Annotated in this window: 9 protein-coding genes; 8 read left to right on the plus strand and 1 reads right to left on the minus strand. The window is 66.9% G+C overall.

Annotation, left to right across the window (positions count from 1 at the left end; all coding sequences use genetic code 11):
- The first annotated feature begins 86 nt into the window (after positions 1–86).
- The 4 genes from KDB67_RS02410 (at position 87) to KDB67_RS02425 (ending at position 4,421) form a co-directional block, all read left to right on the plus strand.
- Complete coding sequence (locus KDB67_RS02410; RefSeq protein WP_291011973.1) at positions 87–350, plus strand: GlsB/YeaQ/YmgE family stress response membrane protein; 264 nt, start codon at positions 87–89, stop codon at positions 348–350.
- Positions 351–398: 48 nt separating this feature from the next.
- The gene (locus KDB67_RS02415) at positions 399–1,778 is read left to right on the plus strand and encodes an FAD-binding oxidoreductase (protein WP_291011975.1); all 1,380 of its coding nucleotides are present in this window, start codon (positions 399–401) and stop codon (positions 1,776–1,778) included.
- A gap of 105 nt (positions 1,779–1,883) precedes the next feature.
- Positions 1,884–4,019 (plus strand): 4-alpha-glucanotransferase, encoded by a 2,136-nt coding sequence (malQ, locus tag KDB67_RS02420; RefSeq protein WP_291011977.1) that lies wholly within the window; start codon positions 1,884–1,886, stop codon positions 4,017–4,019.
- A 24-nt stretch (positions 4,020–4,043) separates the two neighbouring features.
- Positions 4,044–4,421, plus strand: coding sequence for a DUF5313 family protein (locus KDB67_RS02425; protein ID WP_291011979.1), 378 nt, complete (start codon positions 4,044–4,046; stop codon positions 4,419–4,421).
- Here the strand turns inward: KDB67_RS02425 and KDB67_RS02430 are convergent.
- The gene (locus KDB67_RS02430) at positions 4,418–5,179 is read right to left on the minus strand and encodes an SOS response-associated peptidase (protein WP_291011982.1); all 762 of its coding nucleotides are present in this window, start codon (positions 5,177–5,179) and stop codon (positions 4,418–4,420) included. The genes KDB67_RS02425 and KDB67_RS02430 overlap by 4 nt on opposite strands.
- A gap of 186 nt (positions 5,180–5,365) precedes the next feature.
- Here KDB67_RS02430 and KDB67_RS02435 point away from each other — a divergent pair, with 186 nt between their 5' ends.
- From KDB67_RS02435 to KDB67_RS02450, 4 genes are all read left to right on the plus strand, one after another.
- Positions 5,366–6,229, plus strand: a complete 864-nt coding sequence (locus tag KDB67_RS02435) for a sigma-70 family RNA polymerase sigma factor (RefSeq protein WP_291011991.1) — start codon at positions 5,366–5,368, stop codon at positions 6,227–6,229.
- Complete coding sequence (rsrA, locus tag KDB67_RS02440; protein WP_291011984.1) at positions 6,226–6,558, plus strand: mycothiol system anti-sigma-R factor; 333 nt, start codon at positions 6,226–6,228, stop codon at positions 6,556–6,558. Before KDB67_RS02435 ends, rsrA begins: the two co-directional genes overlap by 4 nt.
- Positions 6,559–6,863: 305 nt before the next feature.
- Positions 6,864–7,079, plus strand: a complete 216-nt coding sequence (locus tag KDB67_RS02445) for a biotin/lipoyl-binding carrier protein (RefSeq protein WP_291011986.1) — start codon at positions 6,864–6,866, stop codon at positions 7,077–7,079.
- Positions 7,080–7,110: 31 nt separating this feature from the next.
- Entirely contained in the window at positions 7,111–8,688 is a 1,578-nt protein-coding gene (locus KDB67_RS02450) for a sensor histidine kinase (RefSeq protein WP_291011988.1), read from the plus strand.
- Positions 8,689–8,780: the final 92 nt, after the last annotated feature.

Genomic DNA, 8,780 nt, shown 5'->3' on the forward strand with positions numbered 1-8,780 from the left:
CGGACTCGCCCTGTACGGCGGATTCATGCTCTTCGGCAAGTCCGGTCAGTAGCATCGGGACAACCGACTCTTGGAGGTAGGCACGTATGTTGGCACTGGGATTCTTCGGCTGGATCATCATCGGCGGCCTCGCCGGGTGGATCGCGGGCAAGGTCATGGACGACAAGAAGGGATTCATCCTCAACATCGTCCTGGGCATCGTCGGCGGAGTCCTCGGTGGCTGGCTGCTCAACCTCCTCGGCGTCGACGTCGAGGGTAGGGGACTGATCTTCAGCTTCGTCACCTGCCTGGGCGGTGCCTGCCTGGTGCTCTGGCTTGCCAAACTCCTCAACGCACGATCGCGGAGATAGCGGGTCCGTACGTGACCCGCGATACCGCCCCGTGATCGGACAGGGCGAGTGACGCCGACCATTCTGCGACGGCTCGCCGACGTCGTCGGTGCTGCGCACGTCATCACCGACGACGACACCCTTGCCGGATATCTCGCCGACTGGACCGGCCGGTGGACCGGTGTCGCCGACGCCGTCGTCCGGCCCCGCACCACCGAGGAGGTGGCCGCGGTGATCACCCTGTGTGCCGCCGACGGGGTGTCGGTGTGCGTGCAGGGTGGCAACACGGGCCTCGTCGGCGGTTCGGTCCCACCCGCGGCCGGCGACTCACCGACGCTCGTCACCATCGTGCTCAGTACCGCCCGCATGACCGATCTCGGCGACGTTGATGCGACCGGCCGCTGCGTCGGCGCCCAGGCGGGTGCGACCGTCGCCGCCATCGACCGGCACGCCGCCTCGCATGGCCTGCGCTTCGGTATCGACCTGGCCGCGCGCGAGTCGGCGACCGCCGGCGGGGTGGTGGCCACCAACGCGGGCGGTATCCGGATGATCCGGCACGGCAACACCCGCGGCCAGGTGCTGGGTATCGAGGCGGTGCTCGCCGACGGCTGCATCCTGCGCCGCTGGTCGCCACTGATCAAGGACAACGTCGGCTACGACCTGCCCGGCCTGCTCGCCGGCAGCGAAGGCACGCTCGCGGTCATCACCGAGGTCCTGTTCGCGCTGGTCACCCCGCCCGCGGCGACGACCGTCGCGGTGCTGGCCATCGACCGGGTGGCCGCAACCACCGAACTGATCGCCGCCGCCTCGCGACGCGGGCTGATCGTCGAGGCCGCCGAGATCATGACTGCCGCCGGGATCGACCTGGTCCACGAGTACGGCGCACGCCGACCCGTCGCCGAGCCCGCCCCGTTCACGTTCCTCATCGAGGTGTCCGGTTCCGGGACCGTCGACGAGGAACTGTTCGCCGCGATCGAAGGCATCGACGGTGTGCGTGGCGCCGTCGCCGAACCCGGTCCCGCGACCGCCCTGTGGGCCGCCCGCGAAACGCACACGGAATCGATCGCCCGGTCCACCACCACCCCGGTGGTGAAACTCGATGTGTCGGTACCGATCCGGGCACTACCCGAGGCCTTCGACAGATTCACCGTGGTCCCGGCCGACCTCGGCGTGCAAGGCCGTCCGATCCTGTTCGGCCACGTCGGCGACGGCAATATCCACGTCAACTACCTCGACGTCCCCTGCGCCGACGAACACCGTGTCACCGAGGCCGTGTTCGCCGTCGTCGCCGACCTCGGCGGCAGTATCTCCGCCGAACACGGCATCGGCCGCGCGAAAGCCGCATGGATCGGGCTGGGCCGCACCGACGTCGACATCGTTGCGATGCGCACCGTCAAAACCGCCCTCGACCCACAGAACCTGCTCAACCCCGGCGTCCTCTTCGGCTGACCAAGATGGAATCGAGGTGTCATCGCGGCCAACACTTGTGTTCCACCCACCGGTGCGACGGTTGATCGCCCGACACGACGGGCAGATTCCTGCGACGATAGTCGGGTGAACACCGTTGACCGTGCGCGGCTGGTGGAACTGGCCGGCCGACTGGGCGTCGCCGACAGCTATGTGGGCTGGGACAAACTCGACCATGAGGTGGCCACCGACACCCTGATCAAAGTTCTTGCCGCGCTGGGCGTCGACACCGAATGCCCGGATTGGGTGGATGCCGCGCTCGACGATGCCGACGCTGACGGCTGGCGGGCCTTCTTGCCCGCGGTGACTGTCGCCATCGAAGGTTCCGGACACTGGTTCTACGTGCATGTGCCACACGGGGATCCGGTGAGCGTGTGGATCACCACCGAGGATGGCGAGTCGGTGCCGGCGGCGCAGGCCGAGCACTGGGTGGACCCACGTGAGGTCGACGGTGTGCTCACCGGACGGGCCACTTTCATCGTTCCCGCCGGCCTCGGTGTCGGCTACCACACGCTGCACGCGCAGAACCCGGCCCGCGACGAGACCGTTGAGGCGCCGCTGATCGTCACACCCGCCCGGCTGACCACCGCCGATGCGCTCGGCGACCGACAGCGCTGGGGGCTGGCGATCCAGCTGTACTCGACCCGTTCCGAACAGTCCTGGGGTGTGGGCGATCTCGGTGATCTGGCCCGAATCTGTGAGATCGCGGGCACCGGATACGGCGCCGACTTCGTCCAGATCAACCCGCTGCATGCGGCCGAACCCGCACCGCCGGTGGAGGATTCACCGTATCTGCCGACCACGCGGCGGTTCGTCAACCCGCTCTACATCCGCGTCGCCGACATCGCCGAGGCTGACCGGCTCCCCAAGAAGGCCCGCAAGAAGCTGAGCAAAGTCGCCGCGGAGTTCGCGCCGATCAATACCTCGCCCCGCAAACTCAAACGGAATAAGTCGTTCCGGTGCAAGCTGTTGTGGCTCAACAAGATCTACGACGCGGGCCGTTCCGCCGAGCGAGAAGCGGACTTCACCGCATTTCGGGAACGCGAGGGCGAGGGACTGATCCGCTTCGCCACCTGGTGCGCCCTGGCCGAACACTACGGTCCCCGCACCGACGACTGGCCCGACCGGCTCGGCAAACCGAAGAAGCTGGCCCGCGCCATAGCCAAACGCGCCGACCGCATCGACTTTCACTGCTGGCTGCAATGGATCTGCGACCAGCAACTCGCCGCTGCCGGTACCGCCGCGACGGATTCCGGCATGGCCATCGGGGTGATCGCCGACCTCGCCGTCGGCGTCAACCGCACCGGTGCCGACGCTTGGGTGCTCAAAGATGCACTGGCACAAGGGGTCAGCGTCGGCGCGCCGCCCGACGGCTTCAATCAGCAAGGTCAGGACTGGAGCCAGCCGCCGTGGCACCCGCAGCGCCTGGCCGAAGCCGGTTATACGCCGTATCGGGATATGCTGCGCACCATCCTGCGTCACGCGGGCGGCGTGCGCGTCGACCACATCCTCGGCCTGTTCCGGCTGTGGTGGATCCCCGACGGCAATCCGCCCTCGGGCGGCGCCTATGTGCGCTACGACCACAATGCGCTCATCGGCATCCTCGCCCTCGAAGCACAACGCGCCGGAGCGGTGGTGATCGGCGAGGATCTCGGGGTCTTCGAACCGATCGTGCAGGACACGCTGCGTGATCGCGGAATCCTCGGCACCTCGATCCTGTGGTTCGAACACGGTCCGTACGCGCCGATTCCGCCCGAGGACTACCGGCGGCTGTGCCTGACGGCGGTCACCACCCACGACCTGCCGCCCACCCTCGGCTATCTCGCCGGCGACCACATCGCGCTCCGCTCGGCGCTGGGCCTGCTCGAAACCGGCAAGGAAGCCGAACGGGCCCGCGATGCCCGCGACCGCGACGCCGTCCTGAAACTCGCCGTCGACCGCGGACTGCTTCTCGACGACGCCGAGCTCGTCGACCGGACCACCGTCGAAGCGCTGTACCGGCTGATCGCCCGCAGCCCGTCGATCCTGCTCAGCGTCGCACTCGTCGACGCGGTAGGGGAGCGGCGCATCCAGAACCAGCCCGGAACCACCGGCGACCAGTACCCCAACTGGCGAATTCCGCTCGCCGACGACACCGGCGACGTCGTTCTTGTCGAAGACCTCGTCGGCCACCCGCGCTTCACCTCGCTGATCGAAGCGCTCACCGCACGCCCGTCGTCGTGACGTGGCCGTGCGATCATGGGAGCTATGTCCGCTACGCAGCCGTCCTTGACTCAGCGCCTTCTGTACCTGTTGGGGCGTCCGCTGCCGGACGAGATGCGTGAGTGGGTGCGTAACGACGTCGTCGGACCCGGTAACGCACGCCGCTACTTCGTGCGCGGAATCCTGCCGTTGATCCCGGTCCTCATCGCGTTCGCGTTCGTGCCCGGCCCGCTGATCATCCGGGTGTGCATGATGCTGCTCCTGCTGTTGCCGCTGATCTACTTCCAGTTCGCGCTGATGAAGGTGTATCGGCGGCATCTGCTGCACACCAACGGCCTCGATCCCGAGTTGGTCAACGTGACCCGCGACAAGCGCAAGGCCGACACGCGCAACGAGTACGAGAAGATCTACCGCAAGGATTAGACCCCTGCCAGCAGCTCCGGACCGTTGTTGGCGATGCGGTTGACCAGCGGCGATACCTCGCGGATGTCGACGGCATCGGCGATCGCCTCCGGTGGGGCCCGGAACAGGGCACTGGGCGCGAGGTGATCGGGGTCGAGCCAGCGACCCCAGTGATCGAACGGCATGATCAGCGGCATCCGATCGTGGACGTCCTGCAGTTTGCCGACGGCGTCGGTGGTCAGGATCGAACAGCTCAGCAGCGCGGGAGCGTCCGCGTCGTCCTTCGGATGCCACACCGACCACAGCCCGGCCATGAACAGCCGGGTGCCGTCGTGGGGCGACATGAAGAACGGGATCTTCGTCGGCTTGCCCTTGGAATCGAGGGGGCCGTTCTTCCACTCGTACCAGCCGTCCATCGGCACCAGACAGCGGTACGACCTTACCGACGACCGGAACGAACTCTTCTGCGCGGCCGTTTCGGCACGGGCGTTGAACAGCAACGGACCCTTGCCCGGTTCCTTCGACCACGACGGCACCAGACCCCAGCGCATCGCCCGGACCCGCAATTGCGGATCGTCATCGGGATTCTCGTGGTCGTGCCGTTTGACCACCGTCATCACCATGGTGGTGGGGGCGACGTTGTAGTTGACACCCGGCGCGGTCTTGGTCGCCGCAACCGGTTCGGAGCCGTCGGACGGAAGGTCGGGAACTTCGTTGACCGCCTCGATCTCGGCCGCGAGCTTCGCCGGATCGGTGGTCACCGCATAACGTCCGCACATCCACCCATGGTGTCACGGACATTCGGAACAAACTCCCACAGATCGCTGTTGGCAAATCATGTCACTTGCCCATGCCGCCGGCGAAAGGTCGAAGCCGTGAGCGTCAGCCACGATGCCCCGCACGCACCCGCCGGGGAAGTGCCGTCGGTAAGCTGGTCCGACAGCAGTGGGCCGCCGCGCACCTCGCTGGGGCACATCGAGTTCCGCCAGGTACTCACCGCGCCGCAGTCGATTTCGGGGCCCGCGCAAGTCGATATCGAAGGGACCGCAGTGGCTGACTCGGATTCGGGTGCAACACACGACGTCGGGGACGAATCGGATGATCACGGCGCCGCGCCGCGCCGCGCCGACCCGAACGAATCGGAAGCCGACCTCACGGCCCGTTTCGAGCGTGACGCGCTGCCGTTGCTCGACCAGATGTACGGCGCGGCACTGCGGATGACGCGCAATCCGGCCGACGCGGAGGACCTGGTCCAGGAGACCTACATCAAGGCGTACACCGCTTTCGCCTCGTTCCGCGACGGCACCAACCTGAAGGCGTGGCTGTACCGGATTCTCACCAACACTTACATCAATTCCTATCGCAAGAAACAGCGCCAGCCCGCGCAGTATCCGACCGACGAAATCACCGACTGGCAGTTGGCTGCCACCGCCGAGCACACCTCGTCGGGATTGCGTTCGGCCGAGATCGAGGCGCTCGACGCGTTGCCCGACGACGAGATCAAGCAGGCGTTGCAGGCATTGCCGGAAGACTTCCGGATGGCCGTCTACTACGCCGACGTCGAGGGGCTGCCGTACAAGGAGATCGCCGAGATCATGGAAACCCCGATCGGGACGGTCATGTCGCGGCTGCACCGGGGTAGGCGGCAGCTGCGGGAACTGCTCGCCGAGGTGGCCCGCGAACGCGGATTCAACCGCTCTCCCAAGGGATCGGATTCCGGAAAGAAGACCAAACCTGCTGAATCCCAAAAGGATTCAGATACCGAAAAGAAGTCCGGCGCCACGAAGAGGGCTGCGCGGAGCACGCAGAAAAGTGAGGTATCGCGGTGAGCGTCACAGAACCCGACGACACCGGTGTCCCGGGAGATACCGACCCCGAGTTCGTCACCCTCGATTGCAGCGCGGTGCTCGCCGACGTGTGGCTGCTGCTGGACAACGAATGCGATCCGGGCGCCCGCAGTCGGATCCGCGGCCACATCGACAACTGCCCGTCGTGTCTGGAGCACTACGGCATCGAGCGCGACCTCAAAGCCCTGATCAGCCGCAAGTGTGGCGGCGACGAGGCGCCGGCGGGTCTGCGGGAACGCCTGCGCATCGAGATCCGTAAGACCGTCGTCACCCGGACCACCGTGGTTCTCCCCGACGACACCACCCGCTGATCGCCCTGTGTGATAGCGACATACGACAAGACCCGGGTGCACTGGGTGTCCCGGGTCTTGTTGGTCGAACTCGACGTGTTGCTACAGACGAATGGTCGTCTGCAGACGCATGTCAGGAGTTCGGGCGCTTGCCGTGGTTGGCTGCGTTCTTCTTGCGAGCGCGCTTCTTGCGTCCACGCTTGCCCATGGCGGATCTCCTTTGATGTCTACCGTTGGTCAGCGTCGATCATCCCACGTCGGGGCCCGCACCCGGAAATCAACCCGCTCTCGCACCGCCGGCCGGAGGCATGCCCTAGATTCATCTCATGGCTGAAGATGTCGTCGCGGAGATCGTGGCAACCGTCCTTGAGGTCTCCGCGACTGCGGGGCAGCGCGTCGAGGTCGGGGACACCCTGGTGCTTCTCGAATCGATGAAGATGGAGATCCCCGTGCTCGCCGAGGACGCCGGCACCCTCGCCGAGGTGAAGGTCGCGGTCGGCGACGTGATTCAGGCCGGTGACGTCATCGCGGTCTACCAGTAGCGCGAGCGCACTCCGAAGAGCGCGGGGATAAATGTCGACGCTGGTAGACCTGCTCGCCGAGCACACCACCCTGTCCGACGCCGCCGCCGGTCACCTGCAGCGGCTCGTCGCCGAATGGCAGCTGCTCGCCGACCTGTCGTTCGCCGACCTGATGCTGACCGTACGCGGCGACAACGGGGCGATGGTCACCGTCGCCCAGTGCCGGCCCAACACCGCGTCGACGGTCTTTCCCGGCGACGAGGTGGGCAGGGTCATCGACCGCGCCGCCGACGATCAGGTGGCCAGGGCGTTCGCCGACGGGCGGATCCATCGGGACGAGGATCCCACCTGGCACGGGGCAGTCGCCATCCGCCGGGAGGTGATCCCGGTGACCCATCCCGGGGCACCTGTGGGAGTCGACCCTGACCTCGACCCCGGCGCAGGTGACGCGATCGTCGGTGTACTGATCAGGGCCACCGACCTGACGCATCCGCGCCTGCCGTCGCCCTTGGAGATGGCATACCAGGAGTCGGCCAATGACCTGTGCCAGATGGTCGCCGACGGGACGTTTCCGGAGAAAGAAGGCAATTCGCAGGGCTTGTCGACGCCGCGCGCCGGTGACGGTTTCATCCGCCTCGACACCGAAGGGGTGGTGTCGTACGCCAGCCCGAACGCGTTGTCGGCCTTCCATCGGATGGGTTGGACGTCCGAACTCGCCGGCCGTCGGCTCATCGAGGTGACCGCCGATCTGCTCACCGACAGGTTCGAATCCGAGGACGTGGCGGCCATGGTCGAGTCTGCCGTGCGGCCCGTCGGCTCCGCCCGCGTGCCCTACCGCGACGACGTGGGCATGCGGATGGAGGTGGATGCCCGCAGGGCCACCGTCCTGCTGCGCGCGGTGGCGCTGCGCCCTCGTGGAAGCGCGACCGGCGCCGTCATTTTGATCCGCGACGTCACCGAGGTCAAACGCCGCGACCTCGCGCTGATCAGCAAGGACGCCACGATCCGCGAGATCCATCACCGGGTCAAGAACAATCTGCAGTCGGTGTCGGCGCTGTTGCGTCTGCAATCCCGGCGCACCACCAACCCGGAGGCCAAGGGTGCCCTCAATGAGGCGGTGCGGCGGGTGGCGTCCATCGCGCTCGTCCACGAACTACTTTCGGCCAGTGTCGACGAGGAAGTGGACCTCGACGAGGTCACCGACCGCCTCGTACCCATCCTCGTCGACGTGGCAGGGGAGTCGCGGGTGTCGGTGCGTCGCGTCGACAGGCTCGGCGTACTGCCGGCCGACCAGGCGATGCCGCTGGTCATGGTGCTGACCGAGCTCATCCAGAACGCCATCGAACACGGCGTGGGAGCCGCGGGAGGAGAACTGACGGCCGGTGCCGTCTCGCCCACCACACAGCCCACGTGGATCGAAGTCCATGCCCACCGCGACGTCCGCGAACTGGCCATCGAGGTCATCGACAACGGCGCCGGACTCCCGGCGGGTTTCGATCTGAACACCTCCGACCGGCTGGGACTGCAGATCGTGAAGACGATGGTGTCCATCGACCTCGGCGGAACGCTCGACATGCGGCGGGGCGAGGCCGGCGGCACCGAGGCCCGGGTCGTGGTCCCACTGCGCTGACGTGCGCAAGCAGATTCGACGGAGCGGCAGACACGACGGAGCAGGCAGACACGACGGAGCAGGCAGACACGACGGAGCAGGCAGACACGACG

The organism is Gordonia sp. (in: high G+C Gram-positive bacteria), from assembly GCF_020438995.1.
Classification (GTDB): domain Bacteria; phylum Actinomycetota; class Actinomycetes; order Mycobacteriales; family Mycobacteriaceae; genus Gordonia.

Bases quoted from the DNA above. Each gene is read 5' to 3' on its own strand.
- KDB67_RS02410 (WP_291011973.1), top strand. From the start codon at position 87: ATGTTGGCACTGGGATTCTTCGGCTGGATCATCATCGGCGGCCTCGCC.
- KDB67_RS02425 (WP_291011979.1), top strand. From the start codon at position 4,044: ATGTCCGCTACGCAGCCGTCCTTGACTCAGCGCCTTCTGTACCTGTTG.
- KDB67_RS02430 (WP_291011982.1), bottom strand. From the start codon at position 5,179: ATGTGCGGACGTTATGCGGTGACCACCGATCCGGCGAAGCTCGCGGCC.
- KDB67_RS02445 (WP_291011986.1), top strand. From the start codon at position 6,864: ATGGCTGAAGATGTCGTCGCGGAGATCGTGGCAACCGTCCTTGAGGTC.
- KDB67_RS02450 (WP_291011988.1), top strand. From the start codon at position 7,111: ATGTCGACGCTGGTAGACCTGCTCGCCGAGCACACCACCCTGTCCGAC.